Source organism: Synechococcus sp. BA-120 BA3, assembly GCF_034931285.1.
Taxonomy (GTDB): Bacteria; Cyanobacteriota; Cyanobacteriia; order PCC-6307; family Cyanobiaceae; genus Cyanobium.
Map to the genome: position 1 here is coordinate 1 of NZ_JAYGHZ010000202.1, position 971 is coordinate 971.

The 971-nt window shown below is 73.4% G+C and carries 2 protein-coding genes; one reads left to right on the top strand and one right to left on the bottom strand.

Annotated elements, in window-relative coordinates; translation table 11 throughout:
* Positions 1 to 320: acetyl-CoA carboxylase biotin carboxyl carrier protein (gene accB, locus VB737_RS07275; protein ID WP_500312249.1), on the top strand; the 320-nt coding region annotated here is incomplete at its 5' end.
* On the opposite strand, the gene VB737_RS07280 is transcribed toward accB, so the two are convergent.
* A partial coding sequence (locus VB737_RS07280; protein ID WP_500312250.1) for a 4-hydroxythreonine-4-phosphate dehydrogenase PdxA occupies positions 307 to 971 on the bottom strand: 665 nt, incomplete at its 5' end. The two genes, accB and VB737_RS07280, sit on opposite strands and share 14 nt — an antisense overlap.

Consider the following 971-nt stretch of genomic DNA (forward strand, 5'->3'; position numbering starts at 1 on the left):
CCCCCGCCCCCGCGGCCCCGATGGGTGCCGTCCCTGGCCCGTCGGCCCCCCCGCCTCCGGCCGCTTCGGTGCGCAGTGATCTGCAGGCCGTCACGGCGCCGATGGTGGGCACCTTCTACCGCTCCTCGGCCCCGGGAGAGGCCCCCTTCGTGGAGGTGGGCAGCCGTATCAGCGCCGGCCAGCCTGTCTGCATCCTCGAGGCGATGAAGCTGATGAACGAGCTGGAGTGCGAGTTCAGCGGTGAGGTGGTGGAGATCCTGGTGGAGAACGGAACGCCGGTGGAATTCGGCCAGGTTCTGATGCGCATCAAGGCCGGCTGAGGGCGAAGGCCTCCGGCGGCGGCCCCAGCTCCCAGGCGGTCTGAATCGCCGCTGCCATGCTGTCGGCCCTGGCGATGCCCCGGCCGGCGATCGCGAAGGCGGTGCCGTGGTCGGGGGAGGTGCGCAGGAAGGGCAGGCCCAGGGTGGTGTTGACGGCCGCGTCGAACGCCAGCAGCTTCACCGGGATCAGCCCCTGGTCGTGGTACAGCGCCAGGTAGCCGTCCGCCCCTTCGGCCTGGCCCCTCCAGGCGGCCGCCGCCTCCAGCCAGCAGGTGTCCGGAGGCACCGGCCCCTCCAGTCGCACCTCCGGATGCTGGCTTTGCCAGCGCGCGAGGGTGGGAATCAGCCAGTCCTGCTCTTCCCGGCCCAGGTGCCCCCCCTCCCCCGCATGGGGGTTCAGGCCCGCCACCACCAGCCGGGGGCGGCTTCGGAAGCGGTGGCAGAAGGCCAGCAGGGCGTCCAGCCGCCGGTGCACGAGCTCCGGGCCGAGCCGGGCGCTCACCTCGGCCAGGGGGATGTGGGTGGTGGCCAGAAGCGTGTTGAGCCGCCAGCCGCCGCCGGGCGCCACGGCGGTGAACAGCATCCCGGCGTCGGCGGCTCCGGTCAGTTCCGCCAGCCGCTCCGTCTGGCCGGGGTAGGCATGGCCCGCCG